A 26,155-nucleotide genomic window follows, 5' to 3' on the forward strand; every position below is an offset into this window, starting at 1 on the left:
CGATCTTGGCCATATTTCTAGCACTACTTTGGCAGAAGTTTGGTTGGCGGGGCAGCGATGCGATGTCCACATTGGGGGCAACAAGCAGGTGGCGGCCTGGATAGGTGATCAAGGATGGCCTGCCGGACTGCCGGGAGGCTCGGCTGTGGCGGCGGACCTGCGATTCTTTTTTTCCCGTCCCGCCTGAGCGAGGCGGCGGGATTGCAGGAAGGCATATGCGATCATTGTCATGAGCGCATGGCGATGGAGGCCTGTCCATGATCGGCCCTCAAAATGGTCGAGGCCAAGCTCTTCCTTGAGTTGCTGATGGGCCTGTTCGCAGATCCAGCGTGCCTTTATGGCGCCGGCGAGATCCCTGATCGGGGTATCTGCGGGCAGGTTCGAGAGATAATATTTGCGCTCGCCGCTGGAGCGATGCTCACCGACCAGCCAGACCTCCTCCCCGGGCATGTGCTGCGCGCCCGATGCACCGATGCGCTGCGGCGGCCCGTCAGCGATGCGCACGCGCATGGCGGCAAAGCGCGCGCTCAGACGCCCCTTCGTTCCCCGGCGCCAACTGACCTGTCGCCATTTTGCGTCGTCGAGCATGGCATGGGCAGGGCGCGATGGGATGTCCGGCACATGATGCTGCCGAGGACGTCCGCGGCTTGCTACTGGGAAGACGAGTTGCACATTGGCCGGATAAACCTTCTGGTGCCGGGGGATTCCGACAGCCCAGTGCAGGCCTCTTGCGCTGAGCGCCTGACGGAAAGGGGCCGACAAGCCGTATCCGGCATCCGCGAGTACGCAGCCGAAGCGCACCCCGGCGGCGATCGCCCGGTCGATCTCTTCGATCGCGATCACAGGCTTGGTTCGATACTCGCGGAATGGCTCGGGCACACCAGCCTTGACCATGCGGGCCTCGTCGCTCGTCCAACTTTCCGGCAGGAACAGCCGCAAGCCCAGCATGATCGGGACCTCTCGCGAGGCCAGCGTCATCGATACGAGCGTCTGGCAGTTGGCATTCTTGCCCAACGCCGACGCATATTGCGGCGCAACTCCGACCGACGCCGTTCCTTTCTTGGGCAACGCGGTATCGTCGATGATCAGCCACGCCTCATCACCGCCGACCAGCGTATCGGCCTGGCTCCACAATGTCGCCTCCAGCGGTGAGCTGTCCCACAGACCAGCACCGATGAAGTGATGCAGGCGATCATAGCCAACTTCGTCCGTTCGCGCCGCCATAGGCTGGATGCTCTTGCGATCCCCTGGACCGATCAGGCCCGCAACATAGGCCGGGCACATCCGTTGCCGGGCCTTGTGACCGAGATCCTTCAGATAGGGCTCAAGCCAACGCTCCAGGTCAACCCGCCAATCACCATCCATCGCCGACATCCTTCCAACGCCGGCTCCCTATGAATCACCCATCAACCCAGATGGGAATCCCTAAAATCAACTTCTGCCAAAGTAGTGCTAGGCCGTGTTGACAAAAGGGATTCCCAAACCCGCCTTGTTCTGATTCAAGACTGCTTTTTGAGGGGCAGTCATGGGTCGCGGGGATTTGTCGGACGCGGAGTGGGAGCTGATCGGGCCGCTACTGCCGCCTGAGCGCGGTCGCTGGGCGCGGCCGGCGGGCGATAACCGGCGCTTTCTCAATGGAATGCTTCACGTGCTGCGGGTCGGCTGCCCCTGGCGCGACATGCACGAGCGCTATGGCAAATGGAACTCGGTCTATGTGCGCTTCCGTCGCTGGGCCGAACAGGGTGTCTGGGATGCTCTCCTGCAAACGCTGGTCGATCTGGGTCTGACCGACGACTGGCAACACATGATCGACAGCACCAGCGTTCGCGGCCATGTCTCGGCAGCGGGCGGAAAAGGGGGGCTTGTGCGAACGCTCTTGGTCGATCACGCGGCGGCTTTACGAGCAAAATCCACGCCCGCTGCGACAATCAAGGACTGCCTGTCGGCTTCATCCTCACCGGCGGCGAGGCTTCCGATTACACCGCTGCCGAACCGCTGATGGCGATCCCCGTCGCCACACCCAAGGCGCTGCTCGCGGACAAGGGCTATGATGGTGATCACTTCCGGGAAAGCCTGCTGACCCGGGGCATCCTGCCGATCATCCCGCCTCGCTCGAACCGCAAGGTGCCAGAGCATCCCGACTATCGCCGCTACAAGGACCGAAACCGCGTCGAGCGCATGTTCGGCAAACTCAAACAGCAACGACGCATCGCCACCCGCTATGACAAGACCATCCTCTCGTTCGAAAGCTTCCTCAACCTCGCCGCCTCGCGCCTATGGTTGAAGTCTTTTGCCAACACGGCCTAGCACAAGCCAAAGCCACAGTCGGCCGCCCTTGTCGGCTGCCGGCACCGATTTGACGTTTTTCAAGAACTCGAATTTTCATATATCTATCAAACATATACTGCGACCATTGATTGATCGTCTGATATGTTAACCGCCGGCGGCCGCCTGCCAGGCGGCGCGCATTTCGAGGTCATAACAAGCCGCTTAAAATGTAAATCGCCTTGACTATTTTTTACCCTGCTCTCAATGTTCCTGTGTAGACGGATTTTCCGAGAGGGACATTTATGAGCGATGGAGTACTGCTGACCAGAACCGGTGAAACATGGCCCGACTGGGCAACCCGGTTTGCAGCGGATCTGGCCGAGCGCGCGCGCGATGCTGAGCAGATGCGCTCGCTTCAGCCCGAAACCATTCAAGCCGCACTTGATGCTGGCTTCTTTGGGATGGTGGCACCGGCTGGAACCGGCGGCCAAGGGGCGAACTTCAGTGAATTTATGGATGTGGTGCGGCGTCTTGGCAAAGGCTGCGCATCGGCGGCCTGGACCTTGTCATTTCTCTCGCTTCACGCATGGATGTTGGCCAAATTCCGCGCCGAGGCGCAGGATCAATTCTTCAAGAATGGCCACATGCCACTTGCGCCTGCTCCGCTTGCCCCGACCGGCAAAGCCGAGCCCATCGAGCAGGGCTATCTTGTCTCGGGCCGTTGGGAATGGGCGACCGGCGTCAACCATGCTGATTGGCTGGTTGTGAATGCAATCGACAGCCAGACGGGCGAGCCCCGCTTTTGCGTCCTGCCGATCGCCGAAGCGACGGTTGAGGACGTATGGCACGTCTCGGGAATGTGCGCGACGGGAAGTAATGCGGTTGCCCTTCGGGATGTCTTCGTTCCCGAATATATGACTCTGCCCGCCCGCGAAATCGCCGCAGGCTGCTCACCAGGCGAAACACTCCATCCCGGATCGACCCTCGATTATCCGTTCCGGGCCGGCTTGGCGATCGTGGCCGCAACGCCAGCGCTTGGCGCTGCCGAAGCAGCCTTGGAATGGTATACGGAACGCATGAAAACCAAGCTGCAAGCTTTTGGAGCAGGCGCAAGGCAAGGCGAGCAGCCGACGACCCATCTTCGACTGGCCGAGGCACTCGCCGACGTGCGCGCCGCCCGCCTCGTCTGGGAAGAGGCCGGACAGATGATCGAGCGCACGCGCGGTGCGCACGACGATGAGGCGTCAATTCACGCGCAAGTCGCTCTCCGCCTTGCTGCCGCCCAGATCGTTCGCCTTGCCAATCGGGCAATCGACACATTGGCTGCTGCCGCCGGTGCAAGCGCTTGCCTGCTGTCCTCTCCACTTCAACGCCATCTGAGAGATGTGCAGGTGATCCGGGGTCACGTCATGTTCGACTGGGATCGCACCTGCGCTCTCGCGGGGAAAGTCGAACTCGGTCTCCCGACCACACCAACGGACCTCATCTGATCCAGTTAACCGAACCGGCGACGCTTCTGCGCCAGCTCGCGCAGCTTCTCCCGAACCTCGGCATCGTCACCCCGCTGCGACTGGTAGCGCATGCTCTTCCGATCGTAAGCGTCCGGGCTCCGGCGTGTTGCGCGGATGGCCTGCCGTCGCGATGAGCATTTCTTCAGGAGTGTCCTTTGGCACTGCCGAAGGAGAGTGGTTTGGAGCGGATCGAGATCATCACGTGTCAAACGGTCCTTTAATTGCGGGTTTCTGTCAAGCCTGTAGTTGATCCATACCGGGGTCATGGTCCTTTTCGAGGTCATGGCCTCATGATGATGTCCGGGTCGGGTGCCTCAACGTGTGCAACGCGGTCCTGAAGTCCGCAGCCGTTTGAACGAGGTCACCGCAACCACCGTCCCGGTGGATCATCACAGGGCTGGCTTCAGCCCTGCGATCTCAGGGTAGTTATGACGATCAAGCAGGCTGTTTTCCCCACTCGAACTCGGTTCCATCCACCCAGATGCAGTGGAGGATGATGGCGAGCTTTCGTGCGACTGCGACCTGCGCTTTCTTCATGCCACTGCGCTTTGCAATCCGTAGCCCCCAGGCCTTGAGCGCGCACCACCGCTTGGTTCGATGGAGCAAGACGCTGGCGGCCTCGAACAGATATATGCGCAACAGCCTGTCGCCCCATCGCGAGACCTTTCCCGTCACGTCCATTTTACCCGATTGCTTTCGGCGGGGTGTGAGCCCGAGATAAGCTCCAACCTTCGTGGCGTTCTGAAAGCGGGTGGGATCATCGATCGTATGGCGGAATGTTAGGGCTGTAACGACACCGATGCCCGGAACCGTCATCAACCGCCGGGTCGTCTCGTCCTCTCGGGCGAGGTGACGGATGGTTCTATCGATCTTTTCCAACTCGCCGCATGTCTGTTCATGCACGGACAGAAGGGGAAGAAGAATGGGGCCGAGAGCATGGCCATCGGCGATAAGATCGCTGACCCGCCGCTGGAACTGCCCGCCGACAGCCCGTGGAAAGAGCATGCCACACTCCTTCAGCATGGAACGCATCTGGTTTTCGAGATCGCGCCGGATCCGTACCAACCGGGATCGACAGACAAGGATGGACCGTGCGGCCTGGCTTTCCTCGCTTTTGACGGCGACCTCCCGATACCATCCGACCCGGACGAGTTCCGCCAGGCGCCGAGCATCATTCTCGTCGCTCTTGTTCATGCGGACGGACAGTGCCGCATGGGCGTGGCGAGCATCGATGCAGACCACTGGCAGGCCGGTTCGCTTGAGCTCATGCCAGAGCCAGCTCGACATAGCACCTGTCTCGAGACCTACGCGTTCGGCATTGGGAGCCTTCTTGGCGACGACGGCGGCCAGGACGCCCGGATCTGATTTCACCCGGCCTTGGTATAATGGCCGCCCGGCTTCATCAACAATGCAAATCGACGTCTCTTTTTGTGACACGTCCAGCCCGACATATTGCTTCATGGCGATATCCCTTCGTTACGATGACCTCACTCATTCTGAAGCCGTCGCATCCCAATGGGAACAACGGCAGCAATTACGTCATCGTGTTCAAAAGGGGCCCCCCGATGGAGTGGGCCCCTTTTGAACGCCGTTTAACATCCTCGATTTTTGGCGAGACATTCGGAATGAGTTTCTCCGGAACAATTTCGTTTCCGGCCGCTCGCGCGACTGTGGGACTATTTGCCGCTGAATCAACTTCCCGCAGATCCGACAGCCACTCAAAACTGCCGCTTTGCTTTTGCGACTACCGCTCGCAATGGCCGGGTACAGCCTGACGGCTTTCCCAAAAAAGATCAAACAAGCGGACCTTCTTAGGGTCTATTGGTTAGGTCATGATTGCAGTCCTGCTCTGTCACCTCAATCTCATGATATCGGACCTCGATCGCCGATTGGGCCCGGCACTTTCTAAGGCTTCACGGATCAATGATTTTGGCATCCTGAAACCGCAATCAGCGCGGCGAGGCGCCTGGCGCTCGGGTGTCCACGTCAAACAGGGCGCTGCGATCGCGCGTCCATTTTTCGAGCCAGGCGGGGATGCGGTCGGCGCTGATCGCCCTGCTGAAATAATAGCCCTGCGCAATGTCGCAACCGAGATCACGCAGCTGCGCCAGTTGGTTGGCCGTCTCGACCCCCTCAGCAACCGTCGCGATCTTCATCCGGTGAGCAATGTCAATCACGCCGTGAACGATCGCACAGTCCGCGCTGTCGGCGCTATCTAGCCGCGTGATAAAGGAGCGGTCGATCTTGAGAACATCGACCGGGAATTGCTGAAGATGGGTTAGCGACGCGTAACCGGTGCCGAAATCGTCGAGTGCGATCGATACGCCCTCCGCCACGAGCGTGCGCAACGCGCGCTCGACGCCTGCCGCGAGGTGATCGACGAAGACGCTTTCGGTCACTTCGAGTTCGAGCAAGGACGGCGGCAGGTCGGCGCGGGCAAATTTTTCGAGCAGTCGCTCGGCAAAATCCTCGCGGCGAAAATCGGCGGGCGAACCGTTGACGGCGATCCGCCCGACCGGATGACCGCTATCGCGTAGGGATATGATGTCCGCGATGACGCGGTCGACCATGCGCTCGGTGAGTTCGGTAGCAACGACGCTGTCTTCGAAGGCTGCGGCGAGACGCTCGGGCGGCTGCAGTCCGCGGCGATGGTGATGCCAGCGCAGCAGCGCTTCGAAGCCAACGACATCGCCCGTCCGCAGGTCGATCTTCGCTTGGTAGAAAGGAATGATCCGGTCGTCGCGCAGCGCATCGCGGGCTTCGCGCAGCATGAGCTTGCGCGCCTCGGCTACCTCCCGCATTTCGGTGTGAAACACGCGCACCTCGCCAGCCCCCTGGGCCTTGGCGGCATAGAGCGCAAGATCCGCGCTGCGCAATACGTCCTCGCCATCAGCCCCGTCGGCGGGCCACTGCGCGACACCTGCGCTTATGCTGACCTCGACGACGCCTTCGTCGATCGCCACCGGCTTCCCGAAGCCGCGCAGAATCGACTTCGCCATCAAGCCGTCGCGACGGTAATCCGGAAGTATCACAGCAAATTCATCGCCGCCGAGCCGTGCAATCGTGACCTCGGGGGCGAGCCTCTCGCGCAGACCATTGGCCACGCTGACAAGAAGCCGGTCGCCCGCGGCATGCCCGAAACTGTCGTTGAGCAGTTTAAACCCGTCAACATCGAGGACCATCACGCCAACGCACGTACCATTTACGGCAGCAGTGGTAAGCTCGCGCTCGAGCACCTCACCGAACAGCTTCCGGTTCGGAAGACCCGTCAGCGGATCATGATTGGCGGCCCAGCGCAATTCGCCCTCGGCGCGCCGCGCCGCGGTCACATCGAGCAGAGCGCCGATCGAGCGGATCGCAACGCCTCCGGCGCCGCGCACCACGAAACCGCGCGAGAAGATGTTGATGTAACCGCCGGACGCGACCCGGAACCGGTATTCGTGGCTCCAGCTGTCCTGCGCGCCCGAGCGAACGCGTTCGAAGGTTGCCTCAACAGCGGGACGATCCTCGGGTTCGATCCGCTCGCGCCACCAGTCTGCCGACGTTGCGCCGGATACTTCGGGATAGCCGAGTATCTGCTCGGCGCCATTGCCCCATTCGATCCGGTCGCTCTCGTGCGACCAGTCCCATATGATATCGTTGGTCGCGCGCGAGGCGAGCCGGTACCGTTCCTCGCTTTCCTGCAGCGCGCGTTCGGCAGCCACCTGCTCGTCTATGTCCTCGAGCGTTCCGAACCAGGCAACGATCCGGCCATCCTCGTCGCGGCGGGGGTTGGCGCGCGCGCGACACCAGCGAAATCCACCGGAGCGGTGGCGTACGCGATATCGCGCATCGGGTACGGACTTGTCCGCTGACGTCCGCGCTAGTGCCCAATGATCGAGAAGGCCGGGCAGATCGTCGGGATGGATGGCCTCAGTCCAGCCCGTCCCGAGCGCCTCGCGCTCCGACATGCCCGTAAGGTCGCGCCAGCGCGGGCCCACCTCCGAAATTTGGCCTTGCGGGTCGCTCACCCAGGGTATTTGCGGATTGAGTTCGACCGAAAATCGATAATGCTCCTCGCTCTTGCGCAGCGCCGCGACCACCGCCGCCATGTCCGCGCGCGAGCGGATCGCTTCGAAGACCGCCGAGCGCGTGGTCGCGATCGTGCGCAGGATGACCGCGGCGCCGAGCAGGAAGGTGAGCCCCACTCCGGTGAAGTACCAGCTCTGCGACAGAAGGAGGCCGATCGTGACCGGCATCGCGCCAAACAACAGCACGAGATGCGCCGCTCGCGGTTGCGCCTGGAGGCAGTAGCAGCAGCTGATCGAGCCCACGAAAATAAAAAGGGCGATCGCGGTCGTGTGAAATGGATCGGCGGTAAGAAAGAGGTAGAGGCCCCACCCTCCGAAAAGGAGGCTGAAGACACCCGCCCGAACCAGTGTCCCGCGCAGATAGGCCTGGACCTGCTCGATCGACCGCGGCCCTCCGCGTCTGATATGCCAGGCAACGCCCCGCACGACGATGATGATCGCCAGCACCGCCGGTGCAAGAAGGCTGGAAACCGCAGATCCGGCATCGGCGGTCACGAGCGCGATAAACAGGACATTGAGGAACATCAGCGCGTACATGAGCGGCACCTGCCGCGCGAGACTGGCATATTGTTCGCGAAGCACCGCCTCGGACCGGATCGAGGATTCTTCATCAGCGCTCGGCGACATGGCCTTTATCTTCTCCCTTGATTTCCGGTACCGCGACTATCGAACGGGCCATTTAATGAATCGTTGCGGCGGCGCTCGCTGGCGAATCCGCAGGAGCGAGCGCCCGCTCGGCCGAAACGATTTATTGACCTTCACGCCGCAATTTTCTCCGGGGGGCACAAGGCGAATGGAGAATTCGCGGTGCTTGAAACAAAACGCGCGAGGGCGTCTGTCATGGGACCCGCCGGCCCTTTGTCGCTCGGCGACTTGCCGGCATCCAGTAACGCTTACTGGACATGCCGCCGCAAGGCTGAAGTGCTCGCGGCCATCGATGGCGGCCTGCTAGACCTCGACGATGCCTGTAGCAGATATCGGCTGAGCCGCGAGGAGATTGCGGCTTGGCGCCGTTCGGTCGACCGCGCTGGCATACCGGGTCTTCGTGTCACTACGCATCCCAGACGTCGGCGCTCGAAGGGCGAATAATCGAACAAGGTACTGCGCGCGCCCACCCCCATAGCGGGCGCGCCACCGGGTGGCGCAGAAGACTGGTCCTTAGGCGCCGTCCAACTTTCTAAAGGTGGAAGCCGCGTAATCGCACAAGGAGAAGCTGCTGTAACGTAAACCAATGTCATCACCGTCGCTGGATCGTACATGCCTTGCCACTTGTGGGAGCCGGCAGGACCCAACCCCGAGGAGTCAGGTAGGCCCGTGCAACTCGCCTGCCGGCCTGCCTCGCGACAGGAGGGCAGAATGGAAAGCCCCGACAGAAATTATATGCCCGCGTCCCGGAAGGCTGCAGCCGCTGACCGTGCACCGGACGCATCGCAGGCCTTGCCCGGCCGGCGCGGATCCGAGCGCCATCTCGCGGTGTGCAGGACGGCCCGGATCGATCAGGCGGACGACACGGGTCTTTGGAGGGTCCGCAATATATCCGATACCGGAATGATGCTTGCCGCCGATATAGCTGTCAGCGTCGGAGAACGTCTCGACATCTCCCTGTCCGAGACGATTTGCCTTAGCGCGTCCGTCCAGTGGACGCGGAGCGGCCGCTGCGGCGTGTCCTTCGATGTGCCTGTCGACGCGCCGGCTCTCTTGCAGCGGCTCGCGGACGAGCAGCAGGTTGAGGGTTATCGGGCGCTACGAGTCCCGGTCGAACAGGAAGCCATGCTAGTGCTACGCTGTGGCGCTATTCTGATCGATCTCGTCGATCTTTCCCAGCATGGTGCCGGCTTTCGCTGCGATGCGACGCTCGAACCGGGCAGCCACGTCGAGCTCGTCCTTCCCGCTGAGGCGGCCAGGCGGCCGGCCTTGGTACGCTGGTCCCACGGCAAGCGCGGAGGCATCTGGTTTGCTCAGCCACTCGAACGCCTTGCCCTCGAAAGCATTGCGAAGCTGCGCGGGCAAATGTCCTCTCATGCGCAAAAGGCCTCCACGCGCCACCGCTTGTGACGAGACCGGAGCAGGGCGCATATCCCCCAGAAACAGTTTGGTTCGCCCGCCGCGGCCCAATTGCGGAGGGCTCGCTTTGGGCGAAGACCCGCCAGAACCAGATCTTCGCGATGCGGAGGGGGCAATGAATTGCGCGACCGTTTTAGGAACATCATCCGGGTCGAAAAGGACTGAGGGCCGTTCGTCCCCTAAGACCAGGCACGCTGGCCCGAGGCGGCGCGCAATCCGCGCACAACATCATAGAGGCCGCGACATCTTCATATCCCAAGGCTCGGACCAGTTCCACTTCGACCGCCCGGTGGCCGTGGCGTTCATAGGCGTCGACGTGGGTCGGATCGAAGTGAGCAGCTGTGGCAAGGAACGGCCGGCAGCGACCGGCTCGACCGAAGAAGCCTATGCGCAGAACCGGCGCGCCGTGACCGTTGTCATCCGTCGGTGACGAAACGGCGGCAGAGCATCAGGCTTAAGGCCACCCGCGCCCTGGATGAAATGCGTCTTTAGAACAGCCCGTACGCGATGCGCGCTATCAGCCCCAGGCAAAGCAGGGTTAGAAGCGGTCCCACGATCAGCCAGATTGGACCACTCATGCTAGGAGGGTTTACAAAAGCGCTGCCTCCGGAGGTTGAATCGGCGAGGATATTTGGATGAGAGCACGAGGTTTTTTCAGCTCTGAGATCGGTGATTGCTGGGTGATTGTTCACTCAATTTTTATCGCCATTTTGTCGCATTAAAACACGCAATTTCAATATGATGATTGCCTGTGGACATAAAATCTGGTATTTTCGCTGGCGGCGCCGCTAGGGTCAGGACCCTAAGCGCACGGCCATATATATTTTTATATTCCTTGCGGTGCTCCAGTCCTGGCCGATCGCGATCCGGGCGCGTCGGCTTCAGGCGGAGGCGGCATCGTCCGGTGCCGCTCCAAACGGGACAAAGGCTATCGTTGCGCCTGCCGTCCCATCGAAATCCGCCACTGGCGCGGCGAGAGGCCGAACATCTGGCCGTGCCAGCGCGTATAGGCCCCGATCGAGCCATAGCCGAGCATTTCGGCGACGTCGGTGATCCGGGTGCGCGGATTGGCGAGATATTGAGTCGAAAGCTGCATTCGCGCGCGGTTGAGCAGTTCGCTGAAACTTGTCCCGTCGGCGTCCAGCATCCGCTGCAGGGTGCGCACCGTGGTCCCCATCGATTCGGCGCAATATTGGATCGTCGCCCGGCCGGAGGGCAACAGCAGCATGATCATCTGTTCGACCTCCTGCGACGCCGTGCGCATTGCGGGACTCATCACCGACGAGATCAGGTCGCGCGCATGGCTCGCGAGCGCCGAATCGGCGCGCGCCGCCGGCCGGTCGAGATCGGCCTCGGCAATGACGAGGCCGTTGAACTCGCAATCGAACTCGATCGCGCAGCGAAACAGTCGCCGATAGACCGCCATGGCGGCAGCCGGCGGTCTTTCGTGCGCGAAACAGACCGATAGCGGTGCCCATGTATCGCCGAGAACGGTCGCGCAAACGCGCGTGAGGACACCGAGCGCCAGGTCGGACGACTGGCGATGCGGCTCGGGGCTGCTGAGCGCGAAATGCTCGCGCAGCACGACCTCTTCGCCGAAGGCTTCGATCTGCAGGGCCAGCGTCGAATTGATCCGATTGCGAAATTCGGCGAGCGCCTGAAGCGCGAGGCGGAGCGTCGGCTGATGCGCGATCAGCAGGCTGGCGACGCCCAGATTGGCAAGCGCACGCTCCTCGGCCATGCGCAGCCCCAGCGTCGCGCAGCCGGTCACCTCGGCGCTGCGCTCCAGCAGCCGCATCGTCGCGCGTGCCGAGATCAGTTGTTCGGGGTTCGCAAGCAATTCGGGCGACAGGCCGCACTCGCGCAGCAGCGGCCGCGGATCGGCGCCCAGCCCCCGCATCGTCGGAAAATAGCCGGTCAGCGCCGCGACGCGGACGAGTTCGGCCACGCTATTTCCTCCTGATCGCGCCGCTTGGCGCATAATGCCAAAATTATGTCACGAAATGTGAAAAGCGCAAGCGCACTTTGTCCTAGTCCAGCCGAAACGGGAGAGTGAGAGATGGCAAAAGCCGTTCGCTTTTATGAGGTTGGTGGCCCCGAAGTGCTTCGGGTCGAAGACGTCACGGTCGGCGAACCCGGCCCGGGCGAAGTCCGCCTCCGCCATGCCGCGGTCGGCTGCAACTTCGCCGACACCTATTTCCGTTCGGGCTATTATCCCGCGCCGCTCCCCGCCGGGATCGGCGTCGAGGGCGCCGGGACGATCGAGGCGGTCGGCGAAGGCGTCATCGGTTTCGCGCCGGGCGACCGCGTCGCCTATAACGGCAGCCCGCTCGGCGCCTATAGCGAGGCGCGGATCATGCCTGCCGCGCCCTTGTTCAAGCTGCCTGAGGGCATCGCGATCGAGGATGCGGCGGCGTCGACGATGCGCGGCCTGTCGGCGACCTATTGGCTTGCCCGGACCAACCCGGCGATGAAGGCGGGCGACACGATCCTGCTCCACGCCGCGGCCGGGGGCGTCGGCCTGCTCGCGGTGCAGCTTGCGAAGCTGATGGGGCTGCGCGTCATCGGCACCGTGTCGAGCGAGGCGAAAGCCGAAAAAGCGCTCGCGCTCGGCTGCGACGAAATCATCTTCTATCGCCGCGAGGATGTCGCGGCGCGGGTCGGGGAGCTGACCGACGGCGAAGGCGTGACGACGGTGTTCGACAGCGTCGGCAAGGACACGTTCGAGGGGTCGCTGAAATCGCTCAAGCGGCGCGGCGTCCTCGTGGCCTGCGGTACGGCGTCGGGGCCCTTTCCGCCGATGGATGTCTTTCAGCTTCTGATGCAGGGGTCGGTCTATGTCACCCGCCCCGGCTTCGCCGACTATTATGCCGACCCCGCCGAACGCGCCGAGCTGTCGAGCCTGTGGTTCGGCCATCTCGCCGCGGGCCGCGTCAAGGTCGAGATCGGCCAGCGCTATGCGCTCGACGACTGTGTCGCGGCGCACCGCGAGCTCGAGGCCGGGCAGACGATAGGGTCATCCATCTTCGTGCTCTGAGGAGAGAGGCGATGAAGATCGAGAAGCTTACCTGCCACATCGGCGCCGAAATCAGCGGCGTCGACCTGGCCGAAGCGGCGCAGAGCGACGATCTGTTCGGCGAAATCCGCGCCGCGCTGATCGAGCACAAGGTGCTGTTCCTGCGCGATCAGGATATCGCGCGCGCCGACCATGTCGCCTTCGCCAGCCGCTTCGGCGCGCTGGAGGATCATCCGGTGATCGGCAGCGATCCCGAGAATCCGGGACTCGTCCAGATCTACAAGGACGAAAACTCGCCGCCCGACTATTATGAGAATAGCTGGCATTGCGACGCGACGTGGCGCGATGCGCCGCCGCTCGGCGCGGTGCTGCGCTGCGTGACCTGCCCGCCGGTCGGCGGCGACACGATGTGGGCGAATATGGCGAAAGCCTATGCCGACCTCTCCGATCATGTGAAGGCGATCATCGCGCCCCTGAAGGCGCGCCATTCGATCGAAGCCAGCTTCGGCGCGCGGATGAGCGAGGAGCAGCGCCACGCGCTGAAGGCGCGCTTTCCCGATGCCGAACATCCGGTCGTCCGCACCCACCCCGAAACGGGCGAGAAGATATTGTTCGTCAACGGCTTCACCACCCATTTCACCAATTTCCACATCGCCGACAATGTCCGCTACGGCCAGGACTATGCGCCGGGGGCGAGCCAGCTCCTGAGCTTTCTGATCGGACGCGCCGCGATCCCCGAATATCAGGTGCGCTGGCGCTGGCAGCCGAACAGCGTGGCGATCTGGGATAACCGGTCGACCCAGCATTATGCCGTGATGGATTACCCGCCCACGATCCGCCGCATGGAACGCGCCGGCATCGTCGGCGACCGCCCTTACTGAGATCGTTCAAGGAGAGAGAAGATGCAGTTTCTCGACGACAGCCTGCTTCCCGAAACGCAGGACAAATTGGTCATTACCGTCGCGCCCTATGGCCCCGAATGGCACCCCGACGACTTCCCCGAGGATATTCCGCTCACCATGGAAGAGCATATCCAGAAGGCGGTCGACTGTTACAACGCCGGCGCGACGGTGCTCCACCTCCATGTCCGCGAAGAGGATGGTTCGGGGTGCAAGCGCCTGTCGAAGTTCAACGAGCTGATCGCCGGGGTGCGCGAGCGGGTGCCCGACATGATCATCCAGGTCGGCGGCTCGATCTCCTTCGCGCCCGAAAGCGAGGAGGAAGGCGCCGAGGCGAAATGGCTGTCGGACGAGGTGCGCCACATGCTCGCCGACTTGAAGCCCGCGCCCGACCAGGTGACGATCGCGGTCAACACGACCCAGATGAACATCATGGATCTGATGACCGACGAGGAATATGGCCAGACCTCGCTCGCCAATCCCGCGCTGTATCAGGCCTATCGCGAGATGGTCGTGCCTGCCGGGCCGCACTGGGTCGAGGAGCATCTTCGCCGGCTGACCGCGGCCGGCATCCAGCCGCATTTCCAGCTCACCTGCATGCCCGACATGGAAACGGTCGAGCGGCTCGTGCGCCGCGGGCTCTATAAGGGGCCGCTCAACCTGACCTGGGTCGGCATCGGCGGCGGCTTCGACGGGCCGAATCCCAATAATTTCATGGAATTCATCCGCCGCGCGCCCGACGGATCGACGGTGACGCTCGAATCGCTGATGCGCCATGTCTTGCCGGTCAACGTCATGGCGATGTGCCTTGGCCAGCATGTCCGCTGCGGCATCGAGGACACGCTCTATGACCAGCACGGCAACAAGATGACCTCGGTCCAGGGAATCGAACAGATCGTGCGGATCGCCAGGGAACTCGGCCGCGAGGTCGCGACCGCGAAGGAAGCGCGCGAAATCTACAAGATCGGCGTGCAATATAATTCGGTCGAGGAAACGCTCGCCAAGCTGGGCATGGCGCCCAACCGCCAGCCCGGCCAGCGCGCGCTGCCGCTGCGCTACGCGGCCTGAGGCGGGAGCGCGGCAATGGCTTTCGGCGGCGAGACGACGATCCTCTTCGTTCCCGGCCTTCGGGACCATGTCGAGGATCATTGGCAGACCCATGCGGCGCGGGCGATCCCCGGCGCGGTGACGGTCGCGCCGCTCGCCGCCGACCGCCTCAGCCGCGCGGGGCAAGTGGCGGGGCTCGACGCCGCGCTCCGCGCCATCGATGGCGAGGTCGTGATCGTCGCGCATAGCGCCGGGTGCCTGACGACGGTGCATTGGGCACTCGCGCCGACGCGCACGATCCGCGCGGCGCTGCTCGTCACGCCCGCCGATATCGAGACCCCGTTGCCTGCGGGCTATCCCGAGCCGGCGGCGTTGAAGGCTGGCGGCTGGCTGCCGATCCCCAAGAAGCCCCTGCCCTTTCCGGCGATGGTCGTCGCGAGCCGCAACGATCCGCTCGCCGCCTTCGATCGCGTCGCGGGCTTCGCTGATGCGTGGGGCGCGGCGCTGCACGACGCGGGCGATGTCGGCCACCTCAATCCGGCGGCGGGCTATGGCCCGTGGCCCGCATTGACCGGGATGCTGGGTCGCCTCGCCGATCACGCCCGGAGCGCGGCGCTGTGAGCGCGACTCCGGTCAGCGACGCGATGCGCGCGGGCGGCCAGTGGAACGCCGCGTGGGACGAGATGGCGGCGCTCGACCCCGAGTGGCTCGAAACCTTTCTCGCCGCGGGCACCTTGCCGCTGCGGCGCGGGGTGCTCGATCCCAAGATTTACGAGTTTCTGGCGATCGCGGTCGATGCTTCCTGCACCCACATGTATGCACCGGGCACAAGGCGCCACATCGCCGCCGCGCTCGACAAGGGCGCGACGCCCGAGGAAGTGATGGCGGTGCTGGAGGCGGTCGCGGTGCTCGGCCTCCATTCGGTGGCACTCGGCGCGCCGTTGCTGGTCGAGGAAATGCAAGCGCGCGGCCTGACGGTCGGCGGCGGAGCGGACTGACATGCGCCCGCCCGCCCATCCTCGACGCAAGCAAGGGAGGCGGCAATGGCGGTAATGGCACCGGCGACGAGCCCCGGCATCGCTGCGAACGGCCCGCGCGACACGACCTTCTATGGCTGGATCGTCTTTGCGCTGAGCTTCGGACTCCTCATTTCCGATTATATGGCGCGGCAGGTGCTGAACGCGGTCTTCCCGTTGCTCAAGGCCGAATGGGCGCTGAGCGACGCGAAGCTTGGGCTCTTGTCGGGGGTCGTCGCGCTGATGGTCGGCTGCCTGACCTTTCCGCTGTCGCTCGCCGCCGATCGCTGGGGCCGGGTCCGCAGCCTTGCGCTGATGGCGGCGCTGTGGAGCTTCGCCACGCTGTTCTGCGCGATCGCCGCCAGCTATTCGCAGATGCTGATCGGCCGGGTGATGGTCGGGGTCGGCGAGGCCGCCTATGGCAGCGTCGGCATCGCGGTGGTGATCAGCGTCTTTCCGCAGCGGCTGCGCGCGACGCTGTCGGCCGCCTTCATGGCGGGCGGGCTGTTCGGCCAGGTGTTGGGTGTCGCAATCGGCGGAGAGATTGCCGCGAGCTTCGGCTGGCGCACCGCCTTTGCCGTCATCGGCATCGGAGGGCTGGCGCTCGCGATCCTCTATCCGATCGTCGTGCGCGAAAAGCGGATCGCCGCCATTGCCGGGCCCATGGAAACGCGGTCGCAATCGAACGCGCCGCTCCGCGCATTGTTCGCGAACCGCAGCGTACGGCTCGCCTACTTCGCGAGCGGGGTCCAGCTCTTCGCCGCGGGCGCCCTGCCCGCCTGGCTGCCGAGCTATTTCAACCGTTACTATGCGATGCCGGTCGATGCGGCGGGGCGGATGGCGGCGATCTTCCTGCTGATCTGCGGCTGCGGCATGGTGCTGTGCGGAATGGCGAGCGATCGCGCGGCGCAGGGTCGACCCGATCGCAAGATATTGCTCGCGTCGGGCTATGGCTTCGGCAGCGCCGTCGCGCTCAGCCTCGCGCTGCTGTTGCCGCCGGGGCTGCCGCAACTCGTCCTGCTCGGCATCGCGATGTTCCTCGTCGCCGGGACGACCGGACCGGCGGGCGCGATGGTCGCCAACCTCACCCCCGCCGCGCTCCATGGCTCGGCCTTTGCGACGCTGACCCTCGCGCACAATCTGCTCGGGCTCGCGCCGGGGCCGATCGCGACCGGGCGCATCGCCGATGCGGTCGGGCTGCTCGACGCGCTGCGCGTCCTGCCCGCCGCCGCCGTCATCGCCGCGCTGCTCTTTCTCGCGGCGCGGCGAAGCTATCTCGCCGACCTCGCAGCCGTCGCGCGGCAATCCTAGGACACTCCGTCACGACGTCTACCGCCGCGCGCCGCTGCTCCCGGCGGCGCGCCTCGCCATCGCGCGCGCCGTCGCGCCAGCGTGGCGTGCATTGCAAAAATCCTGTCGTGAAATGTGAAATATCGCCCCGAGCGCCTCGATAGCCTCCGGCCAAACACAATGACGAATCACCTTGGGAGGGACGTATGAAGACGATTGCCTACACCAGCCTTGCCGCGTTCGCCGCCGCGCTCGCGGCCACGCCCGCCGCCGCGCAGGACGCCAAATCCGCCGATGCCGCCGGCACCGACATGGGCGACGCGATCGTCGTCACGGCGCAGAAGCGCGCCGAGAATATCCAGGACGTGCCGATCTCGATCGCCGCGGTCAGCGGCGAGGCGATGGAAAGCGCCAACATCCTGACCGTCATGGACCTTGGCCGCGTCGCGACCAATTTCCAGACGGTGCGCTCGTCGAACACCGGCTCGACGCGCATCGGCATCCGCGGTGTCGGCAGCCTTGCCAACACGCTGATCGAGCCGAGCGTCGCGGTGTTCGTCGACGGCGTCTATGTCCCGCGCTCGGGTTCGATCCTCGGCGCCTTCCTCGACATCGACGGGGTCGAGGTGCTGCGCGGACCGCAGGGCACCCTGTTCGGTCGCAACGCCAGCGTCGGCGCGCTGTCGATCCGCAGCGCGCTGCCCGAGGACGAATTTTCGGGCGAGGTGTCGGCCGAGGCCGGCTCGTTCGACCGCTATAAATTGTCGGGTCACGTCAATGTGCCGCTGGGCGAAAATGTCTCGGCGCGCATCGCGGCGATGGGGCAATGGTATGACGGGCCGTGGAAGAATCGCTATGACGGCAAGACCTATGGCGGCTCCGACGACGTTGCGGTGCGTGGCACGGTGAAGGCCGAGTTCGGCAATCTCGAATGGATCGTGCGCGGCGATTATACGCGGCTCGACGGCGACGGCGTCGTCAATTTCGATTTCGACCCCGCCTCGATCGCGCCGGCCCGTCTCGCTTTCCTGCAAGCGGCGTTCAGCGGCGGCCCCGACACCAATCTGAACGACCGGGTGATGAACCAGTCGGTCGCCTCGGGCCTGCTCGACAAGAATTGGGGGGTGTCGAGCACCGCCTCGCTCGAGATCGGCGACGGATCGACGCTGCGCCTGATCAACAGCTATCGCAAATGGACGAACGACCAACTCGACGGCGACATCATCTTCCTGCCCGTTCCGCTCGCGACGCGACGCAGCCTGTTCGATTCGGGAAGCTGGAATCACGAACTGCAATTCATCTCGCCCGAACGCGAATGGCTGAACGGCCATTTCGACATGGTCGCGGGCGTCTATTATTTTCAGGAGAAGTTCGCGCTCGGCGAGCAGCTCAACATGGACTCGCAATTCTGCAACGTCCTCGTCCCCGCGGGACCGGGACGCACCGCCTGCACCGCTTATTACGCGAGCACCGGCGGCGTTGCGGCGACCGACCAGGATGTGTTTCAGAAGGTCCGCAGCATCGCCGCCTATGCGCAGGGCAATATCTATCTGTCCGACGCGCTGACGCTGACGCTCGGCGGGCGCTGGACCAACGACCGCAAGCGGGGGAGCTATTCGCAGCTATCGAGCCCCTTCACCCAGACGATCCGCGCACCCGAGGTGCTGACCTATCCGGGTCTGTCGGAGAGCCGCTTCACCTATCGGATCAGCCTCAACTACAAGCCCGCCGACGATGTGATGCTGTTTGCGACCCATTCGACCGGTTACAAGTCGGGCGGCTATAATTCGGGCGGCGGGGTGCCGGCGCTCTCGACCTTCGACCCGCAGGGCAATCTGATCTCGACCAAGCGGGTCTTCGATCGCGAGACGGTCAAGAATTACGAGTTCGGGGCCAAGACGAGCTGGCTCGATCGCGCACTGACCGCGAACATCACTTTCTTCCGCATGGACATCGCGGGCTTTCAGGACCGCGCCTTCGACGGCGTCAGCTTCGTCGTCCGCAACGCTGGCAACCTCCGCCAGCAGGGCTTCGAACTCGACCTGAGGCTCGCACCGACGAACCGCTTCTCGCTTTCGGGCTCGCTTGCCTATCTCGATTCGGAATTCACCGATTTCGCCAACGCATCGGGCCTGCCGGGGCTGGGCGGGACGCAGGATCTGACCGGCAAGCCGAACAGCTTCTCGCCCGCCTGGTCGGGCAATGTCGGGGTCGACTGGAACGGGGATGTCGGATCGAGCGGATGGACGTGGGCGGCGAACGCCAATGTCTCCTTCGTATCCGATCAATATGTCGGCACGGTCAACGACGCCAACCCGCAGTCGATCGCCGACGGCTATGCGCTGCTCGGCGCGCGGCTGACGCTGAGCGGCGCCGACGACCGCTGGTCGCTCGCGATCTTCGGCAGCAACCTTACCAACACCCATTATCGGCCGCTTGCGGTCTATCAGCCGCTGGGAGCGGCTCTGGGCCTCAACAACGGGGCTTTTCCGGGAAGCACCGCCAACCGCATTCTCGCCAACGAGCCGCGCACCTATGGCGTGTCGGCCAGCGTTCGGTTTTAGGGTCGAAACCCTAATCTACGCCGCCTGCCCCCGCAAAGGCGGGGGCAGGCGGCGCGCTAGAAATTCACGCGAAAGCGCAGGCCATAGCTGCGGGCATCGTTCAGGAACCGGATGTTCAGCGACGAGCCCACCAGCGCCTTTTGCGAAACTTCCTCGTTCAGGAAATTGCTCGCCCAGGCCTCGAGCCGGAAGTTGTCGATCGTATAGCCGATGCCGAGATTGAGCGTCGCATAGCCCTTCTGCCGGTCCGGGAAGCCCGCCGCGAAAGCGCTTTGGCGCGTCCCGTCGAGGAAGACGATATCGGCCTCATTGAACTGGCTGAGATAATAGGACGAGCGATAGTTGAGCAGCGCCTGCCAGTCGAGGCGGCCGGGGCCGGCATCGAACCATTGCGAGAGCCGCGCGGTGATGTTCATCTTCGATGCGAGCGGCAGCCGGTTGCCGACGAGGCTGATCAGCGGCGAATTGCCGCCGGCGCCGAAATCCTGCGCGCGCGCGTCGGCCACGGTGCCGCGGGTGATCTTCGTATCGAGATAGGCGGCGTTGATATCGAGTCCGAAATGGCCCGGCAGCTTGAGGCGCATCTCGGCTTCGGCACCATAGATGCGCGAGGCGCCGATGTTGCGGTTGACGAGCGAATAGCCGTTGCAGACCGGCGGGTTCTGCGTGCTGTCGAGGTTGATGCAGGTCAGATCCTGAAAGACCTGGTTGGTGTAGTCGTAATAGAATCCGGTCAGGTTGAACACCGCGCGGCGGCCGAAGAAATCGAAGCTGTTGCGGCTGCCGATTTCATAGACGAGCAGCTTTTCCGGGCTGAAGGTCTCGGGGATCGTCGAACCATTGAAGCTGTCGTTGAAGCCCCCCGACTTGTGGCCGGTCGAGACCTTCGCATAGAGCATGTGGTCATCGCTCAGGTCATATTCGACCCCGACGCGCCAGTCGACGAAGTCGAACTTCGAGCTGCCGATCTGCTGGCCGGGGATCGTCAGATTGGCGTAGCTGAAGCCGCCGTTGGTGTTCGACGGGTTGAGCGCCGGGCAGTTGACGAACCCGTTGTCGATATCGGGCCGGTCGGTGCAGGTGCCGTTGGGATTGGTGCCGTTGGCGATCGCCCCGATCTGATCGATCAGCGTGTCGCGCAGGCCCGGCGTCTTGATCCCTTCGATCAGGAATTGGGCCATGCCCTGCGGCGTCGTGATGTTGCTGACGTCGAAATTGGGCCGGTCGAGCAAGGCGGGACGGAAACCTTCGGTGCCGACGCGCGTCGCGAAGCAGCAGGCATAATCCTCGCCGCCGAGGGTCAGCGCCCAGTTGCCGCCGATCCCGTAGCGCGACTTCTTTTCCTTGGTATAGCGAATACCGGCGAGGAAGCGCAGCCGGTCGGCCACGTCATAGGTCCCGTCGGCATAGAAGGCATAGCTTTCGCCATTGACGTCGGGCATCGTGAATTCGGTCGCGGAATAGCAGCAATAGCCGCGGTCCGCGAGCGCGAGATAGCCGACGGCCTGATCCTCCTTGAAATAGAAGGCGCCGAGATTCCAGCGGAGGCGCTGGTCGTCATTGGCGAACAGGCGCGCTTCATAGACCTGGCTCTTCGACTTGGTCTGCCAGAAATTGCCCGAATAATTGTCGTACTGGACCGCCGACAGATCGCGCCCGGGATAGTCGATCCCGTCGCTCGAGGCATTGACCTGATAGAAGTCGACCGAGCGATAGCTGCCGGTCAGTTCGGCGCCGAAACTGCCGAAATCATAGTTGATCTTGCCCTGGATGCCCCAGAGTTCATTCTCCATGTCGCCTTGCAGCCCGCGATAGACGACATGTTTCAGATCGAGCTTGTCGGGCCGAAGGCCGCTTGCCACGACGGCGCTGAAAATATTCGCGCCGGGATAGCCGGTGCCGGTTTCCTTGCCGTAGTCGCCGACGATCGAGATGCTGAGCCGGTCGCTCGGTTCCCAGAGCAGCGACAGGCGGCCCGCATAATTTTCTTCGAGCCCCGCGGGCTTCAGCCCGCTTGCCGGCGCGCCGGTCGAGACGTTTTTGAAGCCATAGTCGCGGTTGATGTAATAACCCGCCGCGCGGATCGCGAAGGTGTCGCCCAGGGGAATATTGATCGCGCCCTCTGCGCCGTAGGAGGAGCGGTTGGCGATCTCGGCCTGCGCATAGCCGCTGAATTCGCCGAGGCGAGGCTTTGCCGTGATGATATTGAGCGTCCCGGCGAGCGCGTTGCGCCCGTAGAGCGTGCCCTGCGGCCCCTTGTTCACCTCGACGCGGTCGAGGTCGTAGAACATGAGCCCGAGCCCGCGCGGACGAGGGATATAGGTGCCGTTGAGATGCGGCGCCGCGCCCGGGTCGCCGAGTTCGGTGTTGTTGGCCGAACCGACGCCGCGGATGAAGATTTCGACATTGCCTTCCTGATTGGCGATGCTGAGCCCCGGAACGGCGACCTGCAACTGGCGAAGCTCGGCGATGCCGTCCTGGCGCAGCTGATCGGCGTTCAGCGCCTGGACGACGCCCGAGACATCCTGTGAATTTTCCGCGCGGCGGTTCGCCGTCACGATGATCTGGTCGCGATCCTCGCTTGCGCCCTCGCCCGTTCCGGCATCCTGCGCATAGGCCGGAACCGCCGCAGCCGTCGAAAGCAGCACCAGAAGCGCAGTGCGCGTGAATTTACCCCTGTTCATGTCATCCTCCCTGTTCCGACTCTTATTTGCATGCAAGCTGCGGCCCCGACGGCGAGACGATGCGCGCCGCGGACAAGATGAGATCGAGCGTTCCCGACGTGGCGAGGCTCAGCGGCGTTTCGACGCGCGTCATGTCGACCCCCGCTTTCTCGAAACAGCGGAGCGGGACGGCGATCCGCGTCCACTTGCCCGTCTTCGCCGCTTCGGCGAGCACGGGGCGGATCGGAAAACCGCCGGCGCAGCGCGCGCCGCATCCCATTAAAAGGCTCACGTCGGCCGAAGGCGGCGCATCGACTTTCAGTTCGAGTTCCAGCGCGAGGTCGCCATTCGCCTGGCGCGAGAGATCGACGGGCGTATCCTGGACGATCGCCGCGACCGCCGGCCCCGCTCCCGTCCAGCGAAGGCGCACCGAATCCTCCTGCGCGGCGCGATCGGCGGCGCGGGCTTCGATGAGGTCGGGGCCGGGATTGGTCGACAGCGCGCCGGGCGCGCCGAGCAACAGACTCCGCCCTTTTCCCGGCTTGCCGGCCGCGAAGAGCAGGCCGGGATCGGCAGCCGCCGCATTCGCCCGCTCCTCGGGCACCGGAGCAAGGTCGCCCTTGTCGGCGAAGGTCAGCCCGAACCCATAGGGGAAAAGCGGATCATAATCGGCATCGCCGACATTGACGTTGGTCTGGTCGCTCGACCGCGGCCAGCTGTACGGCAGCTTCCCGCGAAAATCGGCTTTTCCGAACAGGACGTCGGCGACGCCGCCGCCCTCGGACCCCGGCAGCCAGGCGGCCACGAAGGCATCCGACGCGTTCAGGAACGGATTGACCCACATCGCCCGGCCCGAAAGGAACACCGCGACCGTCGGCACGCCCGCCGCCTTCAGCGACCGGAGAAGCGCCAGATTCTTCGCGTCGTCATATCCGACATCGGGGCGGTCGCCCTGAAATTCGGCGTAGGGGTCCTCGCCAAAGACGACGATCGCGACGTCGGGTTTGCGCACATAACGGCCGTCGACCGCCAATGTCGCGGACCCGCCCGCCGCCCGCACGTCCGCGTCGATCCCTTCCCAGATCGATTGCGCGTTCGGAAAGTCGCTGCGTTTGGTGCCGGTGCCCTGCCAGCTCAGCGTCCAGCCGCCGGTCTGCTTGGTCAGATTGTCGGCGCCGTCGCCCGCCACCAGGACATTCGCGCCCGGCTTCAAGGGCAGGAGTCCGCCCGCGTTCTTGAGAAGGACGAGCGATTCGCGCACCGCTTCGCGCGCCAGCGCCCGATGCTCGCGGCTGCCGAGCAGGTCGAATTGCCCGCCGTAGGGCCGCGACGAAGGTTTTCCCGCCTCGAACAGCCCGGCGCGGACCTTCACGCGCAGGATGCGCCGCACCGCATCGTCGAGCCGCGCCACCGGCAGCGTCCCGTCGCGCGCGTGCGCGAGCGTCGTCCGATAGAGCTCCTTCCAGCTGTCGGGCGCCATATACATGTCGAGCCCCGCGATCGCCGATTGCGGGCAATCGGTCGTGGTACAGCCCGCGACCTGCCCATGGCCGTTCCAGTCGCCGACGAGGAAGCCGTCGAAGTTCCAGCGCTCCTTCATCACGCCGGTCAGCAGCGAGCCGTTGCCGTGCATCTTGGCGCCGTTCCAGCTCGAAAAGCTGACCATCACCGACTGGACGCCAGCGTCGAGCGCGGGAAGATAGGGCGGGCTGAACAGGTCGCGCAATTGCGCCTCGGGCATCCGGGCGTCGCCCTGATCCTTGCCGCCCGCCGTTCCGCCGTCGCCGAGGAAATGCTTGGCCGTCGCGACGATATGCGGGCCGCGCAGCCAGTCCTTGTCGCCGATCCGGCCCTGAAGCCCCTCGATCAGCGGTGCGGCATAGCTCGCCGCGATCTCGGGCGTTTCGCCGAAGCCTTCGTAGGTGCGCCCCCAGCGGTCGTCGCGCACCACGGCCAGCGTCGGGGCGAAAGTCCAGTCGAGCCCGGTCACCCGCATCTCGATCGCGGTCGCCGCGCCGATCCGGCGGACGAGGTCGGGATTCCGCGCCGCGCCGAGCCCGATATTGTGCGGGAACAGCGTCGCGCCGACGACATTGTTGTGACCATGCACCGCGTCGCTGCCCCACATCACCGGAATCCGGGGGAGCTTGCCGTCGGGCTTCATCGAGGCGGCATAAAAGGCGTCGGCGGCGGCAAGCCAGTCCTTCGCCGGCGCATTGTAGCGCCCGCCGGGGTCGGAATTGCCGCCGTTGAGCACCGAACCCAGATGGTAGCGATAGACATCGTCGGGGGTGACGCTGGCGATGTCGGCCTGGATGATCTGGCCGACCTTCTGTTCGAGCGACATCGCCGCGATCAGGGCGTCGACCCGCCGCTCGACCGCGGGGTCGCGGGCGACCGTGGCCGTGCGCGCCGGCCACATGTCCGGATGGGCCGCACCGGCGCCCGCTTCGGCGACCGCAGCCCGCGCCGCCGGGATTTCAGCGAGGAACGGCGAAGCGAACGCCGTCAGCGACGTCGCTCCAAGCGCCATGGCAATGCCGCGCGGCAGATGCATTTCCCCTCCCATCCCGATAATTGTCAACGTTTACCGATTCTCGGTCAACGTTTACCGAAGCTGATCGACAGAAGTCAAGCGACGCGCTATGAGAAGCGCGCGCCGGGGGCGTTGAAAAGGTATTCAAGGCATTTATCCCACTGATCGGAGGGAGAAATTTCAAAAAGATCGACGATCATCGATGTCGCGCGGATCGCGGGGGTGACTCCCAAGACCGTCTCACGCGCGCTCAACGATGCCCCGCATGTCAGCGAAGCGGTGCGCCGCAAGGTCAAGGAGGCCGCGGCCGCGCTCGACTATCACCCCAATATCGCCGCGCAGAGCCTCATCGCGCGCCGTTCCTTCCTGATCGGCCTGACGTACGAGCGCCCGAGCCCGAGCTATGTGGTCGAACTGCAGAACGGCGCGCTGAGCCGGCTCGAGAACGGGCGCTATCGCCTCGTCGTGCTTCCCTTCAATCATGTCGCGAGCCGGCCCGACGAGCTAGGCAAGCTTCTCCTGCGCGCCGGGCTCGACGGCGCCCTCCTCGCGCCGCCGGCCTGCGATCAGCCCGAGCTGCTCGACATTCTCGACCGGCAGAATTTCCCCTATGCCCGCATCACGCCGCACCACGATCTCGATCGCGGCATCATCGTCGCGATGGACGAGGTCGCGGCCGGGCAAGAAGTCGCGGCGCACCTGCTGGCGCTCGGCCACCGGCGCATCGGCATCATTCTCGGCGACCCGTCGCATGCCGCGAGCAAGGGCCGCATGGAAGGCTATCGGCAAGCCTTCGGCGAAGCCGGCGTCGCGATCGATGACGCCTTGGTCGTTACGGGCGACTTCACCTATGACGTCGGCTATCGCGTCGCGCTCGATCTTCTCGGCCAGGTTCCCCGCCCCACCGCGATTCTGGCGCAGAACGACGACATGGCCGTGGCGGCCATAGCCGCGGCGCGCGATCTCGGCCTGACGGTTCCCGGCGATCTGTCGATCGCAGGCTTCGATAATTCCGAAGTATCGCGCACCGCCTGGCCCCAGCTCACGACCGTCAATCAACCGGTGCGCCAGATGGCGTGGGATGCCGCCGATCGCCTGATCGCCGCGCTCGACGGCGCGACGGAGCCGGCACCGCCGGTCCGCCGTGACCATCCCCATGAACTGCTCGTTCGCGCGTCGACGGCAGCGCCGCCCGATTAGCGAAGCCGCAC

Annotated in this window: 17 protein-coding genes and 2 pseudogenes; 13 read left to right on the top strand and 6 right to left on the bottom strand. The window is 64.2% G+C overall.

Going from position 1 to position 26,155, the window contains the following annotated elements; genetic code table 11:
• Positions 1-108 precede the first annotated feature (108 nt).
• The gene (locus ACVENA_RS16845) at positions 109-1,365 is read right to left on the bottom strand and encodes an IS701 family transposase (protein ID WP_449326308.1); all 1,257 of its coding nucleotides are present in this window, start codon (positions 1,363-1,365) and stop codon (positions 109-111) included.
• A 160-nt stretch (positions 1,366-1,525) separates the two neighbouring features.
• Between ACVENA_RS16845 and ACVENA_RS16850 the strand changes: the two are divergent.
• Positions 1,526-2,307 (top strand): annotated as a pseudogene (locus ACVENA_RS16850) (IS5 family transposase).
• Positions 2,308-2,570: 263 nt separating this feature from the next.
• Entirely contained in the window at positions 2,571-3,758 is a 1,188-nt protein-coding gene (locus ACVENA_RS16855; RefSeq protein ID WP_449326309.1) for an acyl-CoA dehydrogenase family protein, read from the top strand.
• Positions 3,759-4,214: 456 nt separating this feature from the next.
• On the opposite strand, the gene ACVENA_RS16860 is transcribed toward ACVENA_RS16855, so the two are convergent.
• Complete coding sequence (locus tag ACVENA_RS16860; protein ID WP_449326310.1) at positions 4,215-5,240, bottom strand: IS110 family transposase; 1,026 nt, start codon at positions 5,238-5,240, stop codon at positions 4,215-4,217.
• 488 nt (positions 5,241-5,728) lie between these two features.
• The gene (locus ACVENA_RS16865; RefSeq protein ID WP_449326311.1) at positions 5,729-8,476 is read right to left on the bottom strand and encodes an EAL domain-containing protein; all 2,748 of its coding nucleotides are present in this window, start codon (positions 8,474-8,476) and stop codon (positions 5,729-5,731) included.
• Between the two features lie 180 nt (positions 8,477-8,656).
• Here ACVENA_RS16865 and ACVENA_RS16870 point away from each other — a divergent pair, with 180 nt between their 5' ends.
• The 3 genes and pseudogenes from ACVENA_RS16870 to ACVENA_RS16880 all read left to right on the top strand — a co-directional run.
• The gene (locus ACVENA_RS16870; protein ID WP_449328963.1) at positions 8,657-8,938 is read left to right on the top strand and encodes a DUF1153 domain-containing protein; all 282 of its coding nucleotides are present in this window, start codon (positions 8,657-8,659) and stop codon (positions 8,936-8,938) included.
• A gap of 267 nt (positions 8,939-9,205) precedes the next feature.
• On the top strand, positions 9,206-9,904 hold the full coding sequence (locus ACVENA_RS16875) for a PilZ domain-containing protein (RefSeq protein ID WP_449326312.1): 699 nt from the start codon (positions 9,206-9,208) through the stop codon (positions 9,902-9,904).
• 304 nt (positions 9,905-10,208) lie between these two features.
• Positions 10,209-10,343: pseudogene (locus tag ACVENA_RS16880) on the top strand (peptidoglycan-associated lipoprotein Pal); the annotation flags it as partial.
• Positions 10,344-10,841: 498 nt separating this feature from the next.
• Here the strand turns inward: ACVENA_RS16880 and ACVENA_RS16885 are convergent.
• Positions 10,842-11,861: an AraC family transcriptional regulator gene (locus ACVENA_RS16885; RefSeq protein WP_449326313.1), complete on the bottom strand. Its 1,020-nt coding sequence runs from the start codon at positions 11,859-11,861 to the stop codon at positions 10,842-10,844.
• Between the two features lie 111 nt (positions 11,862-11,972).
• On the opposite strand from ACVENA_RS16885, the gene ACVENA_RS16890 reads away from it, so the two are divergent.
• From ACVENA_RS16890 to ACVENA_RS16920, 7 genes are all read left to right on the top strand, one after another.
• Complete coding sequence (locus ACVENA_RS16890; RefSeq protein WP_449326314.1) at positions 11,973-12,950, top strand: quinone oxidoreductase family protein; 978 nt, start codon at positions 11,973-11,975, stop codon at positions 12,948-12,950.
• 11 nt (positions 12,951-12,961) lie between these two features.
• The gene (locus ACVENA_RS16895) at positions 12,962-13,810 is read left to right on the top strand and encodes a TauD/TfdA dioxygenase family protein (RefSeq protein WP_449326315.1); all 849 of its coding nucleotides are present in this window, start codon (positions 12,962-12,964) and stop codon (positions 13,808-13,810) included.
• Positions 13,811-13,831: 21 nt separating this feature from the next.
• Positions 13,832-14,896, top strand: coding sequence for a 3-keto-5-aminohexanoate cleavage protein (locus tag ACVENA_RS16900; RefSeq protein WP_449326316.1), 1,065 nt, complete (start codon positions 13,832-13,834; stop codon positions 14,894-14,896).
• A 15-nt stretch (positions 14,897-14,911) separates the two neighbouring features.
• Positions 14,912-15,496, top strand: a complete 585-nt coding sequence (locus ACVENA_RS16905; protein ID WP_449326317.1) for an RBBP9/YdeN family alpha/beta hydrolase — start codon at positions 14,912-14,914, stop codon at positions 15,494-15,496.
• Positions 15,493-15,873, top strand: a complete 381-nt coding sequence (locus ACVENA_RS16910; RefSeq protein WP_449326318.1) for a carboxymuconolactone decarboxylase family protein — start codon at positions 15,493-15,495, stop codon at positions 15,871-15,873. Before ACVENA_RS16905 ends, ACVENA_RS16910 begins: the two co-directional genes overlap by 4 nt.
• Before the next feature lie 45 nt (positions 15,874-15,918).
• A complete protein-coding gene (locus ACVENA_RS16915; RefSeq protein ID WP_449326319.1) occupies positions 15,919-17,202 on the top strand; it encodes an MFS transporter in 1,284 nt (427 codons plus the stop codon).
• A 185-nt stretch (positions 17,203-17,387) separates the two neighbouring features.
• Entirely contained in the window at positions 17,388-19,745 is a 2,358-nt protein-coding gene (locus ACVENA_RS16920; protein ID WP_449326320.1) for a TonB-dependent receptor, read from the top strand.
• A 56-nt stretch (positions 19,746-19,801) separates the two neighbouring features.
• Here the strand turns inward: ACVENA_RS16920 and ACVENA_RS16925 are convergent, their stop codons facing one another.
• The gene (locus ACVENA_RS16925; protein WP_449326321.1) at positions 19,802-22,429 is read right to left on the bottom strand and encodes a TonB-dependent receptor; all 2,628 of its coding nucleotides are present in this window, start codon (positions 22,427-22,429) and stop codon (positions 19,802-19,804) included.
• A gap of 22 nt (positions 22,430-22,451) precedes the next feature.
• The gene (locus ACVENA_RS16930) at positions 22,452-24,965 is read right to left on the bottom strand and encodes a glycoside hydrolase family 3 N-terminal domain-containing protein (protein ID WP_449326322.1); all 2,514 of its coding nucleotides are present in this window, start codon (positions 24,963-24,965) and stop codon (positions 22,452-22,454) included.
• 201 nt (positions 24,966-25,166) lie between these two features.
• Between ACVENA_RS16930 and ACVENA_RS16935 the strand changes: the two genes are divergently transcribed.
• Positions 25,167-26,144, top strand: a complete 978-nt coding sequence (locus tag ACVENA_RS16935) for a LacI family DNA-binding transcriptional regulator (protein ID WP_449326323.1) — start codon at positions 25,167-25,169, stop codon at positions 26,142-26,144.
• The last annotated feature ends 11 nt before the right edge of the window (positions 26,145-26,155 follow it).

This window comes from Sphingopyxis sp. 550A, from assembly GCF_053569535.1.

Coding starts and splice junctions, on each gene's coding strand:
- ACVENA_RS16845 (WP_449326308.1), bottom strand. CDS start 1,365: ATGGATGGTGATTGGCGGGTTGACCTGGAGCGTTGGCTTGAGCCCTAT.
- ACVENA_RS16855 (WP_449326309.1), top strand. CDS start 2,571: ATGAGCGATGGAGTACTGCTGACCAGAACCGGTGAAACATGGCCCGAC.
- ACVENA_RS16860 (WP_449326310.1), bottom strand. CDS start 5,240: ATGAAGCAATATGTCGGGCTGGACGTGTCACAAAAAGAGACGTCGATT.
- ACVENA_RS16865 (WP_449326311.1), bottom strand. CDS start 8,476: ATGTCGCCGAGCGCTGATGAAGAATCCTCGATCCGGTCCGAGGCGGTG.
- ACVENA_RS16875 (WP_449326312.1), top strand. CDS start 9,206: ATGGAAAGCCCCGACAGAAATTATATGCCCGCGTCCCGGAAGGCTGCA.
- ACVENA_RS16890 (WP_449326314.1), top strand. CDS start 11,973: ATGGCAAAAGCCGTTCGCTTTTATGAGGTTGGTGGCCCCGAAGTGCTT.
- ACVENA_RS16895 (WP_449326315.1), top strand. CDS start 12,962: ATGAAGATCGAGAAGCTTACCTGCCACATCGGCGCCGAAATCAGCGGC.
- ACVENA_RS16900 (WP_449326316.1), top strand. CDS start 13,832: ATGCAGTTTCTCGACGACAGCCTGCTTCCCGAAACGCAGGACAAATTG.
- ACVENA_RS16905 (WP_449326317.1), top strand. CDS start 14,912: ATGGCTTTCGGCGGCGAGACGACGATCCTCTTCGTTCCCGGCCTTCGG.
- ACVENA_RS16915 (WP_449326319.1), top strand. CDS start 15,919: ATGGCGGTAATGGCACCGGCGACGAGCCCCGGCATCGCTGCGAACGGC.
- ACVENA_RS16920 (WP_449326320.1), top strand. CDS start 17,388: ATGAAGACGATTGCCTACACCAGCCTTGCCGCGTTCGCCGCCGCGCTC.
- ACVENA_RS16925 (WP_449326321.1), bottom strand. CDS start 22,429: ATGAACAGGGGTAAATTCACGCGCACTGCGCTTCTGGTGCTGCTTTCG.
- ACVENA_RS16930 (WP_449326322.1), bottom strand. CDS start 24,965: ATGCATCTGCCGCGCGGCATTGCCATGGCGCTTGGAGCGACGTCGCTG.